Source organism: Pseudomonas sp. 7P_10.2_Bac1, assembly GCF_025465935.1.
In the GTDB taxonomy this organism is placed as follows: domain Bacteria; phylum Pseudomonadota; class Gammaproteobacteria; order Pseudomonadales; family Pseudomonadaceae; genus Aquipseudomonas.
The window spans coordinates 32,115-53,143 of record NZ_JANLNV010000001.1 but is presented as its reverse complement, the minus strand read 5'-3'; the positions used below and the strand labels follow the sequence as shown (position 1 = coordinate 53,143).

The window sequence follows — 21,029 nt, the reverse complement described above, 5'->3', positions numbered from 1 at the left end:
GTGGCCGAAGTTGTTCGAATGTATATCTTTGTTGCTCAGGAGGCCAAAATGAACGATCTAACACTGCATCCAGGTGGTCGTGATCCGATACCAAAATTTCAGTTTTGCTATACAATAGTGCTGCAAGCAGTGGACGCTGAGTATGATGTTCGTGGCTATTTACTGAGTCAACTGGTCAAGCTTTGCCTTAAGAATCGCGCTGTGGTACCGCCAGAACAGCGGTCGTATTACGAGTGCTATGTTTCTCAGCGCGCTTTGGCTTACTTGGAACGCTGTACTGCCCAGCTACTGTTCGGTCCAGGAGGGCGATTTTCTCCGCACGAATATCGTTACGTGGTTAGGAAAAAAATTTAGCCGATATTAGTGTGGTGAACGCAGCGTGACATCTTAATGAGCGTAAGCACCAGTGTTGGCATACGTTGACTATAGAGGTGGTCAATTGAGATGCCGCTTTCAGTGCTAAACAACAGTCCGCAGAAAATTTATCGAGATAGGCCTTCACCGATTGTCTCAGTTAACTGGAGAACGAATCTGGTAAAATTCTGTAGTAAAGGGGCCTCACTCGGCGCAGTCATACCACGTGTAAGCGTTTGCAGCGTTGATGAGATTGTCTGGGGTTGAAAGGCCCTGGTGTAATCCGCCAGATCGTAGCGAGCACCAAATTTCACTGGAACCTGCCTCAAGTGGACAGAACGGCACCTTATGCTGACCAATCGATTGAAAAGAAAAATCAGGTGTGGCTCAATGATATCATCCATTTCCATCAAGAGTCTTTACTTTGAGCAAAACACTTCCCTCCGCTGAAGAACTCGAAACCGCATACATAGAGTTTGCATGCTTTTCACTTCAGCTGTTTAAAGAAGCAGCCAATGATCCCAAAAAATTTAAATTCGCTGCGGTTAATTCCCAAATAGCCCTAGAGCTTTTCTTCAAATATTATTTTACGAGCTCGGGCAAAGTGAAGGATATCACGAAGATCAAGAATGGCGTTGCTGCGAACGACTACGTTGATTTTGCACAAATCCTCAATCATTACTTCAATACACATCGTCTGAATCTGGGTGGGAAGACTGAGTTTAAAAATTTGATCCACTGTAGGAATGCATTGGTGCATCGAGGGCAGCTAACTTTGCCGGATGCGGAGCTGGCGAAAATTGTGGTTCGCTCTTTTTTCTTTATGCATGCCATTTCGCGGTTCCATTTCGGCAAAGAGCTATTCAGTCAATTGAAAATGCCTTCGGGACTAGCGCGAATGAAGGCATGGCGCGAGGGTGTGCATGAGTTTGTTCAAGACCTAATTTGTACTGCTGATACTCCCTTATTTACTTGCATACATTGCCAAGCTGATTCCATGGTCAGTGGCGAGGCATTTCAAATAGATGACTGCTTTGATGAGGCCCTTATTTGCTTGACTTGCTTTGGACAAGTGAACATTGAATTTCAAACTAATTTGTTGGATTGTTATAGGTGTGGTGATAGAGCCTATTTGATTGATATTTTAAATCCGCAGGAGTGTCAGACTTATGTGGGGAAGTGCTTGGAGTGCGGTGTCAATACCCGCATGTTTAAATGCAGCTACTGCGAAGAATTTTTCCATCCGAGTGAAACGCCTCCGGTGGAAAGAGATCAGCATATCTACTGTAGTCACGACTGTAGTCATTACTACGAGTGACGCTCTTGGCGTTTTGGGCGGGTTGATTAGGCTATGTACGAAATCCTGAGAAGCCCTACAATCGCTCTCGAATGCTGAGAATTTTGTAGAATCCCCAGCCATCGACGGAAGAACTCTGTGATGGCAAAGCGTTAAGAGTTTTCGGATGAGGCCTGAGCAGAGGTTGATGATCTATTTACCAAAACTCCAGGCCTTCTAAAGCGGGACGCTGTGCTCTGGGGGCTTCGTGACGAGATAAGCGCTGCAAATGGTTGTTTGCTAGCAGATACGACGCCGAAACACGATGCCGCTACTGCGAGCAAGACCGAAAGCAATCCGTCATTCCGCTGGCCACGATGCAGCGCTAACCCAAGCCAGGCTTAATCGGACTGTGCGATCGGTCCAAGTACCGGCAGCGCAACACTACCAAGCACATATTTGGCAGGCTGGAAGAGAACCACCGGATCGTGACGCGCTTCGACAATCTAGCGAGAATTATGTATATACTCCATATTCGATTCGGATCAAGAGTTCATTGACTGCTGAGAATCCGGTTTGCTCGGCTAGTAGAGAGTAAGGTGGATTATGGCCAAGAGCGATCGCAGGCTTGATAAGCCATGACTTCGCAATCTCTGTGCTGCCAAGTACATGGTGAGCCTTGGTTACAATATAGTGTAGTCTTGCCAGGTAACTGTAGTGATCTGCACTCCAACATTCAGTTGGTGTTGAAGTGCAGGGTACAAAGCTTATGTAGGTCATTTACAATCTCCGTGAGTGCACAAGGATAACGTCTGCTGCATCTGATTGCGTCGGAGAAGATAGCGAGCTCAATAGATTGATAGGATTTCAGTTCTGAAGCCGGATGTGAGATCGATTTGATGGCATCGATGATTATCTATTTCGGAATTGAGAGTTAGGTTTCTACGTTCAGCCTTGGCTGTATGGATAATGTCCTCATCACTGACGGCGTGTTCTTCAATGGACTGAGATAGATCAATCAGCATAGTTGGTTCAACTATGTCTGTATTGATAGTAGGAATCAGATCTACTACTGCGTAGTCATCTGGTAGGTCTGAAGCGATCCGATGTGAGAAGCGAAGCAGTGATGGTTCAGCTAGGACATAAAGCCACGCATGGTCATCGAAGGTCCCAGTGCGCCGAAGTACACGGCCAAGCACTTGCCTATAATGGAGTTCAGTTCTGATTCTGCTCAGGTAGCAACAGACTCGGAGTCTCGGGATGTCAGTGCCTTCACTGATCATACCAACCGCGACGATCCAGCGACCTGCGCCGTTTCGAAATGTATCAATAATTGATTGTGCATCTGTAGTGCGATTGGTAACTACCCGGCATTCCTCATTCATGTTTCTGAGTGCCGCGGCCACTTGATAAGCATGATGAACGTTTGATGCAATGACAAGGCCGCCAGCACTTGGATCGCTTGATAGAAGGCTATTCAACCGATGACATCCTAAAGATAAAATTTCTTTTACTACATCATTATGGGAAATCAGATCTTCGAAAGTAACAGGTGAGTCACTCAACAGCTCTGCGATGCTGGAGTAATCGGATATCGACGGAGTGCTTTCGCTGACAGTCTCTACCCGAATACTATTAACTTCCACGAGCGCTATGCGTGGGGTGCGGCATACTCCATCATTAATGGATTCTCGTAATCCATACCGGTAGTCACAAATTAGATATCCATGGGGGGTTGAGTAACGAGCCAGAGCGATAGCTTGCTCATCTGAACGCCAGGGTGTGCCTGAATGCGCAAGTGTGTAAGTTGCCCGATCCTGAATACGTTGAAGCACGGTGTGCCCCCACGAATTTCCAAGAGTGTGCTCATTTCCTGAGCAATGGTGGATCTCGTCAAAAACGGCAAAAACCCGATAATCATCTAAGAGTTGCCAGAACGAATCACTCTGGAACTCCATGGCTTGATACGTAATTGCTTCACCTATGGCTCCTAGACGTCCGTCAAATGGTTTACCCAAGACCTTGGAGAACGTTTTGGCTAACCCATTAACGATTTGGCAGGATGGGCCAAAGCAGAGCACGAAATCTATTGCATTTTGTGAGAACAATTGTTTTGCAGTTTCTGCTGCCATACGGCTTTTGCCAGCCCCTGGAGTTGCTTGACAGAAAAAGTGTGGCGACGCTCTATAAGTGAGAAGGGCAGCGTCAATGCACAGACGTTGCCATGTACGAAGCTTTGTCATTCTTTCACCAACAACTTAAGCGTCTTTTCTACTGCTCTTAAATGGCCTAGTAGGCGTGACGATCTATCTCTGGCTGCAACGTAGTCGTCCTCGACCTGGGCCTTGAGTTGAGGCATTTCGGCTATTAGCTGCTTGAAGCGCTCCGCTTCTCCAACTGAGGAGAGCATGTCAAGACGTATTTCTTTCGCTAGTGCCTGAAGACGCAACACTGGCTTTGAGATTGAGGTAGTGGAGTCAGCGGAAAGCTCTGGCGTCTGCTCGGTAGTGGAAAGCTCTGTACGAGATGAGTGCCCATCCACTAGGTCAACGTTCAACGAGTCTGGGATTGCCTCCACGAAATAGAGTTGATCTCGTCGGCGGCGAGCAGGATCTAGGCGGACCCAGCCCACGCGCTTCAATCGTGTGACCTGGTCGTAAACGTATCGCCAAAGCCCGCTCGTAGAAAATCCTACGCAGCCGCTTTTGCTCGCGTATGCATCCCGCAGCTGTCGGATTGTGAAACGTTGCAGATCTCCATCCTGGAGCAGGGCGTAGAGGCACCTGTCTAGCTTAAATGTCGCGGGTTTCATACAAGCACCCAGGATTAGCAGAGTGGCACAAAATGCGGATTATAATCCGTAGCGCGATGATCAGTAAACGACCGATAGTTTCGCCTTGTGTAAGGCGAGGCGGTTATGCGGCAGGAGATAGCACACTCTCTGGGACAAAATATCCGAGAGCAGAGATTGTTGATTGGGTTATCCCAAGACGCTCTAGCACTCGCCTGTGGGATGGACCGCAGCTACGTAGGTAGGATTGAGAGAGGTGAAGTGAATCTGACTGTAGAAAAACTTTACCGTTTGGCAGAAAATCTGAATTGTCGCCCGCAAATCCTTCTGCCTGAGCTTTCTCGAAAGCGTAGTGATCCAGACTCCCTCGTCTAATATCCTCTAAAGCGGGCGGTCTCGACTGCTCGTTGCTTAACTTTAGTATATTGATAACAGCTTTCTTGGCTTCAAGGGAGTTGTGGGTCAGGTATGTTATTGCACACACGAGTCGATTAAGAAAATAAGATGATTTCTCTCGCAATTGATTGGAACGTTATTGTGACGGGGCTGATTGCGCCTAGCTCTGTGCTTCTTGTTAAAACATTGCTTGACTTTAGCTTATCGCATTATTTTGTAAAGTATTTGCACTGATTGCCAGTCCGAGGATTCTTTAGAGATAAGCCGCCAAAGCTAGCGGGGAAATGGGAGCAAGTGTGGGAGGCGCCAGGTAGTCCAAATTTCACAGCGGTCGTAGATCGTCACAGCTATACGTACATAAAACAATTTGGTCGCTATATATATGCAGAATTTGATGCCAAGGGTAAGAATTACTGTGTGTTTGGTGTGATTAAAAATTCGTATATCACAGGTGAGTGGTATGACCGAGAAGATCATCACGCGTATTTTGGGACGTTGCAGTTAAGAATAATAGACGCTAGCAACCTCGAGGGTCTCTATATCGGGCATTCGCATCGTACCAGTTTGGTTGCGAGTGGAGGTTGGGTATGGCGACGAGTAAATAAGTAAATTTTCATGTGGCGTGTAAAACACGACTGCAGAAGAGTTTGCTATTCTATTGCCTTTCCGTTGTTGCTGTAATTGGTCTGGGGTGTGTTAGTAGAAAAGTTTGATGTAGATGAGGTGTAAAGTAATGCCTCAGCTTGTGTTGAGTTGCACTAGGCTGGCGCCAAGTGCAACGAAATTTGCTCGTTTTGATTGTTTCTACAGTAGCGACTCATCTGCGTAATAATGTCCCTCATCAGTCTCTGTCGCTGCCTCAGCAAGCATTATTCTAGTTTTCTTTTTGTGGCTGAGGTTCAAAAAGCTGTTTCGTGGCCAATTATACTTTACATAGGCATCCACGATGCTGAGTCTCAGTCGCAGGCCAAGGTCCCAACCTTTGAAAAATCCGACGCTCGCCAAGTGCGGTAGAAGAAAGTCTACTGTCTTTTGGTTCAGGTCGGAGTTCATTATTTTTGAGTGCAAGGTATCGAAAAAACGTTCGACAACACTCAGTCCCGACTGTTTTCCTGTGTGTAGGGCGAGGGCTGTGAAGAAGGCTGCAAGATGCTCCTCTTTTTTGCTGAGTAGGCTCGGATTTAATTCAGCAATCGCGTTCGCCCATGGATCACACCCGGCCTTCAGTACCTCGGGTGAAAGCCAGCCCAACGCATTGACGCATTCTAGGATTATGTCTGGGGTTGTTGCTGACTTGAGAACATCACAGTCCAGCAAGAGATTACGACGCCTAAGTAGCTCAGTTATCCAAATACTATTGGATGGCAAGCCAAAATCGGACGCTCTGCTAAGGACTGCGGATGCAGTTTCTTGTGGGGTAAGATCAAATAGAATTGTGGCAAGCTCTTTGCTTTCACGAGACAATAGTATTCCCATAATTGCTGCCAAGGAGTCAGGGCTGTTGGTGATGTATGGTAGAGCATAAATTAAGTCGTCATCGCTCAATCGGTAGAGTGTTTGCTCTGTAATTAAGCTCGGTTTGTTTTTACAGAAAAACTTTGTAATGTTGCTAGTCGAGTTTTCAAGAAGCCAAGTTTGAGAAAAAATAGAAATTTTATTAATCAGTAGGTCCTGGATCGCCAAGCCAATTGGAGCGGTCGATGCTATAGCCCGTTCTGCAATTTCAACCAGTTCAACTGAGCTTCTAGGATCAATGTTGGCAATACGAGCTAGGCCATTTACATTTGGCGTGGGTAGAATGTCAGTTGAATCATTCGCTAATATATGAATTACCAGTCCAGGTTGCGCACTTGGAATCAAGTCACCATTTATAAGGTCTTCCTTAAGCCTTTTAGCATCTTCCACTGAAGGGAAGGATTTTTCGAGTATCAGTAAAACTTTGCCAGATACATCTGTTGTTGACTTATGATCAAGTAGGCTCAGCTGGACTAAAGGTCTGAACGATGCTTTCTGCCTTTTTACATCACTTCCATATTTTCGCAGGAATGATCGTAATGGCCCACGGTGGCCATCATATACATCTTGCTGTGCAGCGCATACCCACTCCGGCCTTTCAGGGGCGACATTGGATACTTCTGCTGAAGAGGCCAGTGTGGTGGTAATGTCCATTCGGACAGAGCTGGTGCTCGCAGCGCTTCTAGTGAGAGCTGTTTGGAATTTAAAATTTCGCCGAAGTCGCGGCCACTGCTGGGACCAGACCGCAAATAGTGGTTCAACTAGTTCACCCGGCACGGCAGTTTTTATAATTGCTTCTTTTTGCCCATAGAGCTTAAGAATTAAATCTGAAATTAGTGCCTCGTCAGAATGATAATGCGATGCGCTGTGGTTTGTTGGCGGGATCTCAATCGTATGCTTATATCGCTCCATATCTAGCATGTTCTTTGGACGGCTTGCCATGCTCTGGAGAATAGAGAGATCTTCGAACAGCTCAAGTATTTTAGGGTCAAGCAGTAATGCATGAGTCCAAACGCACCCAGGTCTCGGCATCTCTGGCGCAGGCCAAGTACGTAATAGTGCATATTTCTTTAGAGAAGGAAGAGGTAGTCCAGTCCAATAACCATCCCCATTGCCAAAAATCGAGCCGGGTACTACGTCACTTAGCTCTGTTAGGAGTGGGGCATCAGGTCCTAGGGGTAACGAACTGGCCAGAAGCCTGTGTCCGCCATCATAGCCAAACAAAGCTTGATCTATTTTCATACTGCCGTCGACATCAGCCAAACTAGGGGTCTAGTCAAGTCGTGTTCGTTGGCATCAATGTCTTTGCCAACAATCTGAATTCGTTTGCTAGGTGTAATATCAGCTATTTCTTCAACTGCGTCATCATCATCAAGTTTAACACCCTGTGCAGAGAGTCCATATACCCTATGCTCGAACAACTCAGGATTTGACCTCAGAAACTGATCAACTAATGGCATGTTTACTGCCAGCCATGCATCTGGCGTTAAGTGTTGATCTCTTGCGAGATCCCAAGCCGAAATCATCAAAGCCAAACGCCTGCGGCGGCTTGTAAAAGGTGCCCTGAGGAAATCGCTCAAGAGTTGCACAATTTTTACTTGTGCTGGAGCATATTTAGGTTGCCATTCAGGTGTTTGAATGGGTTGAGCCGCTTCATGCTGAGCGCCATCGGCATGGTCCGCATCCTGTTCGGCTTCTGGGATCCTAGCGTTTAGCTCATTAATAGTCAGGCCATCTTCCTTAAGGTTGGCATTCACGAAGAATAGAACACCATCATCAGCAATAGCTTGCTCAATGAATTCGGGGCGGCACTTGCGCTCTTCTACTTGAAGCTCAAAGGTCTCGCCTGCTAAATCTGGGAACAAAGCAGTCCCACGGGCGCCACTTTCGCGGTCTTTTAAATAAATTACGACATCAGTATTTCCAACCTGCGAAGTGCGAGGCACTTCCTTGAATGTGCGCCATGCAGTGGAAATTAGCCTCAGATAGACCAAGTCTCCTCTGTAGCCATCCATGGTTAGACGGCAGTCCGTTTCTTGAGACTCGATAAGGTGCCATAGAGCTGCAAGAAAGGTAGTCTTACCAGAGGCAGGTAGACCCATGATGACGAAATTGGCGTTCAATTCGAGGTCCTTCTGAGTGCTAATTTGTCGAACTCGCTTACTAGAGCTGGAATTTTCAGACTGCTACCAGGTGCTGCTACTTTAGGCTGTAGCCAAGATCTAAGCAACTCCGCAACGCCATGTGCAGGTCCCATGCGCCGCTTAGGATCCCTTGCAGCCACGTGATACGTAGAAAGGTGGTATCTATTTTCCAATATCTTTAAAATGGCTTCTTCAAAGTTTACGAGCGCTTCAAGAGCTTTGGGGTAAGTTTCTCCTTTCAGTAAGTCGAATTTTGTCGTGACTAGTTGTATTCGGGCTTCTGGTTGGATGCACTCCGATTCTACAAGTGCTCTTGCGATATTTCGGATTGATGCGAAAACCTCAGCTCTTTCACGAGGGTTGCATACGCGCTCGCCGTCAATTATTAGTGCGATGATTTCAGATTTGGTGATTTCTAGCAGGCTCGCGGCTATCTCAGGCTTGTCTCGGATGTCTTTGTAAGTTTCACCAGCTCGCTCGGATATAAGTAGGTCTTGCTTCTTTAAGTTGGATAGTGGGTCCGCAATCTGTAGGTGGAAGAAACGGAGGCCTTCTTGTGCTGAAGTTCTTGGTGTGTCAGGAACTTCAAGTCCTGACTCGGATCTGGATTGGAAACTTTTTTCTTCAAAGCCCATCAAGCTGAGGCTGTGAGAAAACATCAAGTCTGCAAATTGTCCTTTGAGGAACTGTGCATATATTTCTGAAATTAGTGTTGTTTTTCCACCATTCCTCTCACCTATGATTGCAACAATAGATGCTCGCCGCCAGCGCAATAGTGCGTCTGCATCTTCCACAGATAATAGGGTTGCTTGGGGCAGTTCGCGTAAAGCATTAAGGCTTTGCGAAACCTCCTCTGGAGACTGTTCAAATACATCCAGGTCTTCGTCTAATTCATCTATGTCGTCTAATGGCTCAGTCACAGGTGTTGCCCCAGTAGATGTTCGCAATAGAGCTGCTCAGCCAGATCAAGTGGGTCAAGCGTCACCGTGGCATCTAAGCCTGTTTTTTCTTGGAACAAATTACCCCATGCACCTACTCCTAAAGTCCGAGCCAGCTCAAGAGCTGTTGCGATCGGTGCGATGCGGGCTGGCAGTTTAGAGTGATTTATCTCCAGCCGCTGCAAGTCAGCTTTAGAGAAGCTGTCGAGTACTTTGCTGAGTTCAGTGCTCTGGGCGCCCTTTGGACGTTTAGATAGGCTTAGTACACGTTCTAACATTGCCGAAGCAGCAATTGGCCCATAATTAGAGGTTGTTAGTATCCCTAGGTCAATAGAGCCAACGAATGCAGTCTGATGTGGGGTAAAGGTGCTGAAGCTTGCTTTCAGTGATGAGCTATGGCCTCCGAATATCCACCACAACATCTGAGACTCTTCTCTCAGGTACTCGTTTTCTTCTTTCAGTGCTACTAGGGCATTTGTAGCTTGGGTCGACATGTTAGACATTGACTGCTGGCTTTCCGTACGGATTTTTCCGAGGATTGCAATCAAGGTTGCCCAATCGTTTTCAGCTAGGGCTGCGACTTCTTCTTTAAGTTTTATCGTCTGTGTGCTACTGACTTTCGGTGTGAACTTAATGGGCTTCCTATCTTCGACTGAAAGATTTATTCGCTTTTGTTTCGCGAGTTGAAGCAGCCAGGTACAGTCTACTGGAGTGCGCAGCCCCGCTGCGGAGCAAGATATCAAGGCGAGTATGGCTACAGCCTCTTCATTTTCTACTAAATCACTCAGTACTAGAGCAGAGAGTAGAACGGTCTCGTTCTCGTTGTTGATTAGACTGAAGCTTGGGTCATCTTTTTGAAATTCATCTCTGAACCAAGAAAAATCGAAATCATGTATGCCGTAGTATCTTCCAACCAAACCAAAAATTTGATCATTTGTAATATTTTCCACGATCCGCTTGGCTGGCTCTTGGCGAGACGCAATCAGGGTTGGGTTGGGTGCTAGCCCAGCAGAAGCGTAGCGGTCAGCGAACGTCATGCTAGTCATTTGTTTTCCTCTTATTTATCGTTCTGCTTCAAGCACTGCCTGCTTGAGAAGTTCTAGCTGCCCACGCTCGTGAGCTCTTATGATGACTTGTGTGAAGCGCTCGTGGTCTGGAAGGGTCATGTCTTCGGCTTCGAGAAGTTGAAGTCTTCCCGCAATTTCAGATTTTTTGCTGAACGAAAGCCGGAAGAAACGAAGCGCAACATCACGCATGGTCGTGATGGCTGGTTGTTCCTCTTCTGAAGGAGCGGCTCCATCTGTCATTGAGGAGGCCAATGAAGGATGTGAAACAGTTGTTAGTGGCAGCGGCTGTGTTGGTGAGCTCCAGCTTTCTAGGGGGATAGTCAACTCGAAAGTATCTGAATCGCCTCGATCTCTTTTCGCAATGAAGCCTCCTGGCGCTGTCTGCCATACCCTAACATGCGCTTTTATACGGAGTTCGCGAGATGAGTTTTCACCATTAACAGAAACACGGATAAAATTGTATCCAGGCTCCCATGCAGTTTCGCCACGTTCAGGTTGCGTTGCGCTTGCTGTCAGACGTATATGATCTCGGTACAGATCTATTCGATTGGTGTGCACGTGACCGAATATCTGTATAGGCGCCACATCATTTAGGTGGTCTTCCAGTTCGCGGTCTTGTCTAAGCCAAGACAGATGGTGGTGGGCCATCACGAGATTGGTTACACCTGGTTCGCGAGTGATCTGAAAACTAGCACTATCAACGAACATGTCTCTTTGTTTATCCTGGCTGCTGGATACCAAAGCAGTGTTCAATCCCCAAAGTCTTAATGTTGAGCCATCGTTAAGTGTTAAGTCACGACTTGTTCGAGTTCTATCGGGGGGGAGTAGATTGCAAAAAAACTGTCCTGCAAATTGATTGTAGTTGTCCAAGGCACCATACAAGAGCCTGGCTTCATCGCGATTTGCGAGCTGTTTTGAAATTTGCCAAAGCGGATCCGGAGAGTTTTTTATTTGACTGTGAAGAAGCTGGACCAAGTTTTGGTCGGCATGGGTGCGGAGCACATCGTGGTTCCCTGGGACGACAAAGATTGACTTCATATCGCAGCCTGCGACATCGCAAAGCTTAGCAAGCCAATTCGTAGCGTATTCGTACTCCTCAGGTGCGGCGGCGAATGCGATATCTCCAGAAATAATAACAGCGTCAACTGCGCCAAGTTTGACGCGCTGCTGGCCAACATCCCTTAACAATTCGTTGCGTAGGTGGAAATTTGGATCTTGGACTGTATCGATTTCAGATTTCCTGAAATGGATATCGGAAAGATGAAGCAATAGCATATGGCCACTCCTTGGTTTTTCGTATGCTATCGAATCCTTTCTCCGCTGAGAATCCCGAAATTCTGTTTCTTGGGGTTTCGGTGATGCCTCTTACGTAGCGTGTCACCTTGGGGCTTGAAATCTCGGTCAGAATATCTTCATTGCAGGCCGCTTGATCGATCGCGAACGGAGAAGATGTTGACATCTTCGAGCGTCAACAATGACCTTATCGGATAACTTTCCTATGCGCCGACTTTACCCGTGCAGCATGAATTTTCGGAATGATATCTCGCTTAAAGGTCGTTTGTTAGCGGCGGGTTGGGCAGCTACAACTAAAGCCCAAAAGAATCTTTTATTTGAGTCTAAGGAGTGCCCCATGGTTGCTGCATTACTGGATCGTCTTGGCGTCAACCCTGCGCTGTACCAACACGGCAAGCAGCCGGTTCACACACCGATTGATGGCAGCCAGATAGGTTCGGTGCACTGGGAAGGGGCCGCGCAGGTCGAGCAGCACGTCACCCGTGCGGAGCATGCGTTTGAAGCCTGGCGCAAGGTCCCTGCACCGCGCCGGGGTGAACTGGTGCGCCAGTTCGGTGACTTGTTGCGTGAATATAAAGCTGACCTGGGCGAGTTGGTGTCGTGGGAAGCCGGCAAGATCACCCAGGAAGGCCTGGGGGAAGTGCAGGAGATGATCGACATCTGCGATTTCGCCGTCGGCCTGTCGCGCCAGCTCTACGGTTTGACCATTGCCTCGGAGCGCCCTGGCCACCACATGCGTGAAACCTGGCACCCGCTGGGCGTGGTCGGGGTGATCAGCGCTTTCAACTTCCCGGTTGCCGTGTGGGCGTGGAACACCACGCTGGCGCTGGTGTGCGGCAACGCGGTGATCTGGAAACCTTCCGAAAAAACGCCACTCACTGCGCTGGCCTGCCAGGCACTGTTTGATCGCGTGCTCAGTACCTTCAACGACGCGCCTCAGTACCTGAGCCAAGTGATCATTGGCGGCCGTGACGCGGGCGAAGCGCTGGTCGACGACCCGCGTGTGGCGTTGATCAGTGCCACCGGCAGCACCCGCATGGGCCGTGAGGTAGCGCCTAAAGTGGCTGCCCGTTTTGCCCGCAGCATTCTTGAGTTGGGTGGCAACAACGCGATGATCCTCGGCCCAAGCGCCGATCTCGACATGGCGGTGCGCGCCATTTTGTTCAGCGCCGTGGGCACTGCGGGTCAGCGCTGCACCACTTTGCGCCGTTTGATCGCCCATGAATCGGTCAAAGAAGACATCGTTACCCGACTCAAGGCGGCGTATTCCAAAGTGCGCATTGGCCACCCGCTGGAAGGCAACCTGGTCGGCCCGCTGATCGACCGACACAGCTTTGAAAACATGCAAAACGCCCTGGAACAAGCGTTGAGCGAAGGCGGGCGAGTGTTTGGCGGCGAGCGTCAATTGGCCAGCCAGTACCCAGATGCGTACTACGTGGCCCCGGCGATTGTGGAAATGCCCGAGCAAAGCGAGGTGGTGTGCAGCGAGACGTTTGCGCCGATCTTGTACGTGGTCGGGTATAGCGACTTTGCCGAGGCGTTGCGCTTGAACAACGCCGTGCCGCAAGGCTTGTCGTCGTGCATCTTCACCACTGATGTGCGCGAGGCCGAGCAGTTCATGTCGGCCACGGGCAGTGATTGCGGTATTGCCAACGTCAACATTGGCCCGAGTGGTGCAGAGATTGGCGGAGCTTTTGGTGGCGAGAAGGAAACCGGTGGCGGCCGAGAGTCTGGCTCCGATGCATGGCGCGGTTACATGCGGCGCCAGACCAACACCGTGAACTACTCGTTGGAGTTGCCGTTGGCGCAGGGGATTACTTTCGACTGAAGCCTGCCCTCACCCCAACCCTCTCCCGGAGGGAGAGGGGGCCGATTGGGGGATAGTCCAAGTCTTCTGCGTTCTGACAGTGCTATATGGAATCCATAGTCGACGGGGCTTTTAAGGTCGCAGGAATTTTACAGGCGACCCGGTCGATCCCTACTCCCGGAGGGAGAGGGGGCCGATTGGGGGATAGTCGAGGTCTTCTGCGTTCTGACAGTGCTGTTTGGAATCCATAGTCGACCGGGTTTTTAAGGTCGCAGGAGTTTTACAAGCGACCCGGTCGATCCCTACTCCCGGAGGGAGAGGGGGCCGAACGGGGGATAGTCCAAGTCTTCTACGTTCTGACAGTGCTGTTTGGAATCCATAGTCGACGGGGTTTTTAAGGTTGCAGGAGTTTTACAGCCGACTCGGTCGATCCCCTCTCCCTCCGGGAGAGGGCTAGGGTGAGGGGCTTTTGATTCTGGTTAGGTTTCATCTTTGGAGCTTGGCATGCCATTACAAGAACAATGCTTATGGGAAACCCTGACACCTCAACGTCCTCAAGCGCCTGGCTTTAAAGGCGAATTGAACGCCGATGTGTGCGTTATCGGCGCCGGGATCACCGGCCTGTCTGCCGCCATTCATTTGCTCGAACAGGGCAAAAGCGTGTGCGTACTCGAAGCCCATCGCACCGGCCACGGCGGCTCAGGGCGTAACGTCGGTCTGGTCAACGCCGGCATGTGGATTGCGCCAGATGACATCGAAGCCGGCTTTGGCGAAGCCATCGGCAGTCAGCTCAATCGCATGCTCGGCGCCGCACCGTCGCTGGTGTTCAGCCTGATCGACAAGTACCGCATCGACTGCCAGTTACGCCGCGAGGGCACATTGCACATGGCGCACAACGCCCGCGGTGAAGCAGACTTGCGCAGCCGTGAGCAACAATGGAAACGCCGGGGAGCACCCATAGAACTGCTCACCGGCGCCGCCTGTGAAGCCGCCACCGGCACGTCAAAAATTGCTGCCGCCTTGCTCGACCGACGCGCAGGCACGCTTAATCCCATGGCCTACACCTCGGGGCTGGCGAAAACTGCCAGCAATCTCGGAGGATGGCTGTTTGACCATTCACCCGTCACCGGGCTGGAACGGCAGGGCTCACGCTGGTCGGTGCAAACCGCAGGTGGGGCGGTCAACGCCGAGCAGGTGGTACTCGCCTCTAACGCCTACACCGAAGGCGAATGGACTGACTTGCGGCGTAACTTTTTCCCCGGTTACTACTACCAAGTGGCTTCAAAACCCCTGACCGATGACGCCGCCAAACGCATCTTGCCCGGCGGCCAAGGGTCGTGGGACACGCGCCAAGTGCTCAGCAGCATTCGTCGAGACGTCGACGGTCGTTTATTGCTCGGCAGCCTGGGCAATGGCAATCAAAAGCCAGCCTGGTTTCTGAAAGCATGGGCCGATCGCGTGCAACAGCATTACTTCCCGTATTTGAAAGACGTTGAGTGGGAATGCACCTGGACCGGTTGTATCGCGTTCACCCCCGACCACTTGATGCGTTTATTCGAACCCGCGCCCGGTCTGGTGGCGGTCACCGGCTACAACGGCCGGGGCGTGACCACGGGTACGGTGGTGGGTAAAGCGTTCGCTGATTACTTGTGCAATGGCGACGCCAAAGCGCTGCCGATTCCGTTTTCAACCATGCAAACGGTGCCCCACGCCGGGTTGCGCAGTTGTTTGTACGAGGCGGGCTTTTCGCTTTATCACGCCGGGCAATGCCTGAGAATCGTGATTTGAATGATCGTCTATCCACCCCAGGTGGTGCGGCATGTAGCAAAGACGCACCGTGAGTGTGCAGATCGGTGACGTGATGGGTTACAAGGAGGATGTCCGGCGCAAAGCTGCCCGGTTGCGACATTTGTTGCAGCAGGTAGCACCTTAAACAAAAAAAGGTTTTACCTTCCTCGGTTTAGATGGTTGCACGCCCAATGAAAAAGGGCTCGAAACAGTCGACATAACAATAAAACAACGGCTTTTCCAAGAATAAAAAACCACTGGCACGCGCCTTGCTCAGCGCTTTATGTGAAGTCGCAGTGCCAACTAAAAAAACTCAGGAGCACCACCTCATGTCGCAGACGTTCTACAGGAAAGGTTTTCTGGCTCTCGCGGTAGCAACTGCGTTGGGCGTTTCTTCGTTTGTTCAGGCCGATGTAAAAATTGGCGTAGCAGGCCCGATGACCGGTGCCAATGCGGCATTTGGCGAGCAATACATGACCGGGGCGAAAGCGGCGGCCGAGGTGATCAACGCCAAGGGTGGGATCAACGGCGAGAAAATCGTGCTGGTGGCGGGGGATGATGCCTGTGAACCGAAGCAAGCGGTGGCTGTGGCCAACCGCTTGGTCGACCAGGACAAGGTCGTCGGGGTGATCGGTCACTTCTGTTCCTCCAACACCATTCCGGCGTCTGAGGTGTACGCCGATGCTGGGGTGATCATGATCACTCCAGGCTCCACCAACCCACAGGTCACCGAGCGTAACCTGCCCGCCGTGTTCCGCATGTGCGGGCGTGACGACCAGCAAGGCATTGTGGCCGGGGACTACATTGTCGATGTGCTCAAGGCCAAGAAAGTCGCGGTGATCAACGACAAAGACACTTACGGCAAAGGCCTGGCCGACGCCACCAGTGCGCAATTGACTAAACGTGGCCTCAAGCCGGTACTTGAAGAGGGCCTGACCCGCGGCGAGAAAGACTTCAGCGCACTGGTGACGAAAATCCGCGCTTCCGGCGCTGACGTCGTGTATTTCGGCGGGCTGCACCCGGAGGCCGGCCCGCTGGTTCGTCAACTGCGTGAAGCGGGCCTCAAGGACGTGAAGTTCATGTCCGACGACGGCGTGGTAACTGACGAGCTGGTTTCGACCGCAGGCGGAAAACAGTACGTCGACGGCGTGTACATGACCTTCGGCGCCGACCCGCGCTTGCTGCCAGACAGCAAGGCCGTCGTCGAGGAGTTCCGTAAAGCTGGCAAAGAGCCTGAAGGCTACACCCTGTATGCCTACGCCTCGCTCCAGGCCCTGGCCGATGCCTTTAATGGCGCCAAGTCCAATTCAGGTGAAAAAGCTGCCGAGTGGCTCAAGGCCCACCCTGTCGAAACCGTGATGGGCAAGAAAGAGTGGGACGCCAAGGGCGACCTCAAAGTCTCTGACTACGTGGTTTACCAGTGGGACAAGGACGGCAAATACCACCAGCTGGAACAGCAGAAGTGAGATGAGCTGCTCGCTTGAACGGCGCTGTGCGTCCGTTCAAGCGGGAATCAATCTGCACCACCTGCCTTTTTTCCAGGAGCTGCGTAAACCGCATCACCCAAGGCCGCTTTGTGGCGGTGTGGCGGGTGTGTGTTTGCGCAATCGCTCAACTGCGTGAGATTGCGTTATGGACGGTATTTTCCTGCAGCAACTGCTGAACGGCCTGACCCTCGGGTCTGTCTACGGCCTGATCGCCATCGGCTACACAATGGTCTACGGCATCATCGGCATGATCAACTTCGCCCATGGCGAGGTGTACATGATTTCCGCTTACCTCGCGGCAATCAGTCTGGCTCTGCTGGCGTACTTCGGTATCGAATCCTTCCCATTACTGATGTTGGGCACCCTGATCTTCACCGTGGTGGTCACCGGCGTGTATGGCTGGGTCATTGAACGCGTGGCCTACAAACCGCTGCGCAATTCTACCCGGCTGGCGCCGTTGATCAGCGCCATCGGAATTTCGCTGATTCTGCAAAACTACGTGCAAATCGCCCAAGGCTCACGCCAGCAAGGTGTGCCGACGCTGCTCAGCGGCGCATGGCGCGTCGATATTGGCACCGGCTTTGTGCAACTCACCTACACCAAGGTCTTTATCTTGATTGCCGCGTTCGCCGGCATGGGCCTGCTGACCTACATCATCAAGTACACCAAACTGGGCCGCATGTGCCGGGCTACGCAACAAGACCGCAAAATGGCCTCGATTCTGGGGATCAACACAGATCGCGTGATCTCCTACGTGTTTGTCATCGGGGCGGCCATGGCGGCGTTGGCCGGTGTGCTGATCACCATGAACTACGGCACCTTCGACTTTTATGCCGGCTTCATTATCGGTATCAAAGCATTCACTGCAGCGGTACTTGGCGGGATTGGCTCGCTACCCGGCGCCATGCTCGGGGGGATCATCCTGGGGGTGTCCGAATCGCTGTTTGCCGGGTTGATTAACTCGGACTACAAGGACGTGTTCAGCTTCTCACTGCTGGTGGTGATTCTGATTTTCCGTCCCCAAGGCCTGCTGGGTCGTCCACTCGTGGCGAAGGTGTGAGTATGTCTGCAGCCATTAATAAACCGATTGATATCAAAAAGAGCGTCGTCGATTCGATCCTGGCGGGGTTGATCTCATTGATTGTGTTCGGTCCCATCGTGGGGGTCGTGCTCGACGGCTACAGCTTTAATCTGCAACCAGCGCGGGTCGGCTGGTTGGTGGCGATTGTCATGGTCGGGCGCTTTGCCCTGAGCCTGTTCTTGCAAACGCCCAGAGGCCTGAAGATTCTCCACAGCTTTGAGTCCACCGGTTCGGGCGTGCACGTATTGCCGCCGGACTACAAATCGCGGCTGCGCTGGATCATCCCGCTGTTGATCGTGATTGCCATCGTGTTCCCGTTTTTCGCCAATAAATACATTTTGACCGTGGTCATTCTGGGCCTGATCTACGTATTGCTGGGCCTTGGGCTGAACATCGTGGTGGGCCTGGCGGGGCTGCTCGACTTGGGTTATGTGGCGTTCTACGCCATCGGCGCCTACGGACTGGCGCTGGGCTATCAGTACTTGGGGCTGGGGTTCTGGTCGGTGCTGCCGCTGGCGGCGATTGCGGCGGCGATGGCGGGGTGTATTCTCGGGTTCCCGGTGTTGCGCATGCACGGCGACTACCTGGCCATCGTGACCCTGGGTTTTGGGGAAATCATCCGTCTGGTGCTCAACAACTGGCTGTCGTTTACCGGTGGGCCGAACGGCATGCCGGTGCCGTCACCAACGTTCATGGGCCTGGAATTCGGCCGCGTGGCCAAAGAGGGCGGGGTGCCGTTCCATCAGTTCTTCGGTCTGGACTACAACCCCAACGTCAAATTCCTGTTCATCTACATCGTGCTGTTTCTGGTGGTCTTGCTGGTGCTCTACATCAAGCATCGCCTGACCCGCATGCCGATTGGCCGAGCGTGGGAAGCCCTGCGCGAAGACGAAATCGCCTGCCGCGCCATGGGCCTGAACCACGTGCTGGTCAAGCTTTCGGCGTTCACCCTCGGGGCGTCGACCGCCGGCCTGGCTGGGGTGTTTTTCGCCAGCTACCAAGGTTTCGTCAACCCGTCCTCATTTACCTTTTTTGAGTCGGCGCTGATCCTCGCAATCGTTGTGCTCGGCGGCATGGGCTCGACAGTGGGCGTAGTGATTGCCGCATTCGTCCTGACCGTGGCCCCGGAACTGCTGCGCAGCTTTGCCGAATACCGTGTGTTGCTGTTTGGCGTGCTGATGGTGCTGATGATGATCTGGCGACCGCGCGGCTTGATCCGTATCAGCCGTGTCGGGGTAACACCACGCAAAGGAGTGGCGCCATGAGCAATCTTTCGATGGACAAAGACGTGGTGCTGTCAGTCGACAAACTGATGATGCACTTCGGCGGGATCAAAGCCCTGAGTGACGTCAGCCTCAAGGTCAAACGCAACTCGATCTTTGCTTTGATCGGCCCCAACGGCGCAGGTAAAACCACGGTCTTCAACTGTCTGACCGGGTTTTACAAGGCCACCGGTGGCAAGATCGAAATCACCGCTCGGGGTGCCCACACCAACGTGATCAAACTGCTCGGCGAGCCGTTCAAGCTCACCGACTTCATCTCGCCCAAAACCTTTGCCAGCCGCCTGTTCTACAAAATGTTCGGCGGCACTCACTTGGTCAACCGCGCAGGCTTGGCGCGCACTTTCCAGAACATTCGGCTGTTCAAGGAAATGTCCGTGCTGGAAAACCTGCTGGTGGCGCAGCACATGTGGGTCAACCGCAACCTGCTGGCGGGCATCCTCAACACCAAGGGCTATCGCAAGTCGGAAAGCGACGCCCTCGACCATGCCTTTTACTGGCTCGAAGTGGTCGATCTGGTGGACTGTGCCAACCGCCTGGCTGGTGAATTGTCCTACGGTCAGCAACGGCGCCTGGAAATCGCCCGGGCCATGTGCACCCGCCCGCAAATCATCTGCCTTGATGAGCCTGCGGCGGGGCTCAACCCACAGGAAACCGAAGCCTTGAGCGCCATGATCCGGCTGCTGCGCGATGAGCACGACTTGACGGTGGTGCTGATTGAGCACGACATGGGCATGGTCATGAGTATTTCTGATCACATCGTGGTACTCGACCACGGCAACGTGATCGCCGAGGGTGGGCCGGAAGCGATTCGCAACGACCCTAAAGTGATTGCCGCCTACCTCGGTGCTGACGAAGAGGAGCTGATATGACGAGCCCGATCCTCGAACTCAAGGAACTGGATGTGCATTACGGGCCGATTCAGGCCCTGAAAAAAGTTTCGCTGCACATCGACGAAGGCGAAACCGTGAGCCTGATCGGCTCCAACGGCGCGGGCAAATCTACGCTGCTGATGTCGATCTTCGGTCAGCCCCGCGCCAGCGGTGGGCACATTCTTTACCGGGGCGTGGACATTACCCAAAAGTCCTCGCACTACATTGCCTCCAACGGCATTGCCCAATCCCCGGAAGGGCGGCGGGTGTTTCCCGACATGACGGTGGAAGAAAACCTGATGATGGGCACCATCCCCATCGGCGACAAACACGCCAGCGAAGACATGCAGCGTATGTATGACCTGTTCCCGCGGCTCAAGGAACGGCGCACCCAGCGGGCCATGACCATGTCGGGCGGCGAGCAGCAAATGCTCGCCATCGCCCGTGCATTGATGAGTCGTCCCAAGCTGTTGTTGCTGGATGAACCCAGCCTGGGGCTGGCGCCGATTGTGGTGAAACAGATCTTTGCCACCTTGCGTGAACTGGCCAAGACCGGCATGACCATTTTTCTGGTCGAGCAAAACGCCAACCATGCGTTGCGCTTGTCGGATCGGGCCTATGTGATGGTCAACGGCGAAATCCGTCTGACCGGCTCCGGCAAGGACCTGCTGAGCAACCAAGAAGTGCGCAGCGCCTACCTGGGCGGGCACTAAGCAACCACACCTGTATGCAGGAACGAGCTTGTCTCGCGATCTTTTGAGTTTTTAAAAAGATCGCGAGGCAAGCTCGCTCCTGCAGGGGATGCCGCGCATTGTGGAAAACAATATTGCAACCCTACGAAAGCGCGACATATAGACGCTATAAATCCCTGTTTTGTCATCATTTTGACTTGTCCCCGTTTGCTGTGGAGGTGGCTGTGGGTAACGTGGGAGTAGTTGGC

General features: G+C 51.9%; 17 protein-coding genes. 10 read left to right on the top strand and 7 right to left on the bottom strand.

Going from position 1 to position 21,029, the window contains the following annotated elements; all coding sequences use genetic code 11:
* Together NTD86_RS00235 and NTD86_RS00230 are read left to right on the top strand one after the other, a co-directional pair.
* A partial coding sequence (locus NTD86_RS00235; RefSeq protein WP_315974716.1) for a hypothetical protein occupies positions 1 to 354 on the top strand: 354 nt, incomplete at its 5' end.
* A 424-nt stretch (positions 355 to 778) separates the two neighbouring features.
* A complete protein-coding gene (locus tag NTD86_RS00230) occupies positions 779 to 1,672 on the top strand; it encodes a hypothetical protein (protein WP_262200096.1) in 894 nt (297 codons plus the stop codon).
* Between the two features lie 474 nt (positions 1,673 to 2,146).
* Here the strand turns inward: NTD86_RS00230 and NTD86_RS24280 are convergent, their stop codons facing one another.
* Both NTD86_RS24280 and NTD86_RS00225 read right to left on the bottom strand, forming a co-directional pair.
* Positions 2,147 to 2,410 carry an antitoxin Xre/MbcA/ParS toxin-binding domain-containing protein gene (locus NTD86_RS24280; protein ID WP_410016928.1) on the bottom strand — a complete coding sequence of 88 codons (264 nt, stop codon included), beginning with the start codon at positions 2,408 to 2,410 and terminating at the stop codon, positions 2,147 to 2,149.
* Between the two features lie 68 nt (positions 2,411 to 2,478).
* Entirely contained in the window at positions 2,479 to 3,873 is a 1,395-nt protein-coding gene (locus NTD86_RS00225) for a DEAD/DEAH box helicase (RefSeq protein ID WP_262200094.1), read from the bottom strand.
* 674 nt (positions 3,874 to 4,547) lie between these two features.
* Here NTD86_RS00225 and NTD86_RS00220 point away from each other — a divergent pair.
* A complete protein-coding gene (locus NTD86_RS00220; protein WP_262200092.1) occupies positions 4,548 to 4,796 on the top strand; it encodes a helix-turn-helix domain-containing protein in 249 nt (82 codons plus the stop codon).
* Between the two features lie 825 nt (positions 4,797 to 5,621).
* On the opposite strand, the gene NTD86_RS00215 is transcribed toward NTD86_RS00220, so the two are convergent.
* Genes NTD86_RS00215 through NTD86_RS00195 form a run of 5 tightly spaced genes read right to left on the bottom strand, consistent with a single transcriptional unit; the run spans position 5,622 to position 11,756 of the window.
* Positions 5,622 to 7,595: a hypothetical protein gene (locus tag NTD86_RS00215; protein ID WP_262200090.1), complete on the bottom strand. Its 1,974-nt coding sequence runs from the start codon at positions 7,593 to 7,595 to the stop codon at positions 5,622 to 5,624.
* Positions 7,571 to 8,455, bottom strand: coding sequence for a TRAFAC clade GTPase domain-containing protein (locus NTD86_RS00210; protein WP_262200088.1), 885 nt, complete (start codon positions 8,453 to 8,455; stop codon positions 7,571 to 7,573). Before NTD86_RS00210 ends, NTD86_RS00215 begins: the two co-directional genes overlap by 25 nt.
* Entirely contained in the window at positions 8,452 to 9,396 is a 945-nt protein-coding gene (locus NTD86_RS00205; protein WP_262200086.1) for a TRAFAC clade GTPase domain-containing protein, read from the bottom strand. The genes NTD86_RS00210 and NTD86_RS00205 overlap by 4 nt, the downstream gene beginning before the upstream one ends.
* Complete coding sequence (locus NTD86_RS00200) at positions 9,393 to 10,460, bottom strand: GTPase-associated system all-helical protein GASH (protein WP_262200084.1); 1,068 nt, start codon at positions 10,458 to 10,460, stop codon at positions 9,393 to 9,395. Before NTD86_RS00200 ends, NTD86_RS00205 begins: the two co-directional genes overlap by 4 nt.
* Before the next feature lie 15 nt (positions 10,461 to 10,475).
* Positions 10,476 to 11,756 (bottom strand): metallophosphoesterase, encoded by a 1,281-nt coding sequence (locus NTD86_RS00195; RefSeq protein WP_262200083.1) that lies wholly within the window; start codon positions 11,754 to 11,756, stop codon positions 10,476 to 10,478.
* Between the two features lie 355 nt (positions 11,757 to 12,111).
* Here NTD86_RS00195 and NTD86_RS00190 point away from each other — a divergent pair, with 355 nt between their 5' ends.
* The 7 genes from NTD86_RS00190 (at position 12,112) to NTD86_RS00160 (ending at position 20,802) form a co-directional block, all read left to right on the top strand.
* Positions 12,112 to 13,602 (top strand): aldehyde dehydrogenase family protein, encoded by a 1,491-nt coding sequence (locus NTD86_RS00190; RefSeq protein WP_315974715.1) that lies wholly within the window; start codon positions 12,112 to 12,114, stop codon positions 13,600 to 13,602.
* Positions 13,603 to 14,085: 483 nt separating this feature from the next.
* Positions 14,086 to 15,369, top strand: a complete 1,284-nt coding sequence (locus NTD86_RS00185; protein WP_262200081.1) for an NAD(P)/FAD-dependent oxidoreductase — start codon at positions 14,086 to 14,088, stop codon at positions 15,367 to 15,369.
* A 329-nt stretch (positions 15,370 to 15,698) separates the two neighbouring features.
* The gene (locus tag NTD86_RS00180) at positions 15,699 to 16,835 is read left to right on the top strand and encodes a branched-chain amino acid ABC transporter substrate-binding protein (protein WP_262200080.1); all 1,137 of its coding nucleotides are present in this window, start codon (positions 15,699 to 15,701) and stop codon (positions 16,833 to 16,835) included.
* Positions 16,836 to 17,001: 166 nt separating this feature from the next.
* Complete coding sequence (locus NTD86_RS00175; RefSeq protein ID WP_262200079.1) at positions 17,002 to 17,916, top strand: ABC transporter permease subunit; 915 nt, start codon at positions 17,002 to 17,004, stop codon at positions 17,914 to 17,916.
* Positions 17,917 to 17,918: 2 nt separating this feature from the next.
* A complete protein-coding gene (livM, locus tag NTD86_RS00170) occupies positions 17,919 to 19,202 on the top strand; it encodes a high-affinity branched-chain amino acid ABC transporter permease LivM (protein ID WP_262200078.1) in 1,284 nt (427 codons plus the stop codon).
* Between the two features lie 11 nt (positions 19,203 to 19,213).
* Entirely contained in the window at positions 19,214 to 20,089 is an 876-nt protein-coding gene (locus NTD86_RS00165) for an ATP-binding cassette domain-containing protein (protein WP_262200097.1), read from the top strand.
* Positions 20,086 to 20,802: an ABC transporter ATP-binding protein gene (locus NTD86_RS00160; protein ID WP_262200076.1), complete on the top strand. Its 717-nt coding sequence runs from the start codon at positions 20,086 to 20,088 to the stop codon at positions 20,800 to 20,802. Before NTD86_RS00165 ends, NTD86_RS00160 begins: the two co-directional genes overlap by 4 nt.
* Positions 20,803 to 21,029: the final 227 nt, after the last annotated feature.